General features: G+C 62.7%; 1 protein-coding gene. It reads left to right on the top strand.

Annotated features, from left to right (window positions below; translation table 11 throughout):
• On the top strand, positions 1–239 hold a 239-nt coding region (locus G3480_RS28150; RefSeq protein ID WP_206171962.1), incomplete at its 5' end, for a hypothetical protein.
• Positions 240–322: the final 83 nt, after the last annotated feature.

Raw genomic sequence — 322 nt, 5'->3', positions numbered from 1 at the left:
TGCGACAGGGTGACAGCACGCCGAATGCCGACAGCGGCGAAACACCCACGGCCAACCCCGCGCTCGTCCAGATACAGCAACGCGGCTACAGCGAGAAATACCGCGCCCAGCCCGGTCGCGCAATCTCGCGCAGGCCGACTGGCGGCGGGTGGACGAACAAGAGAACCCAGGATCAAGCCGAGTGGAGTGTGGCTATAGGCGTCTTTTCAAGACTTGACCCCCCGTCCGCTCAGGTGTAGAGGATGCGCGCCAGGAGGTCGCGATTGATAAGGAGCTGGATTTCGATCTGATGGAGACAATCACGCGCGTCGCGCGCCTTGAC

This window comes from Thiorhodococcus mannitoliphagus, assembly GCF_010915725.1.
GTDB lineage: Bacteria > Pseudomonadota > Gammaproteobacteria > Chromatiales > Chromatiaceae > Thiorhodococcus > Thiorhodococcus mannitoliphagus.
This window is presented reverse-complemented; position numbering and strand designations above follow the sequence as displayed.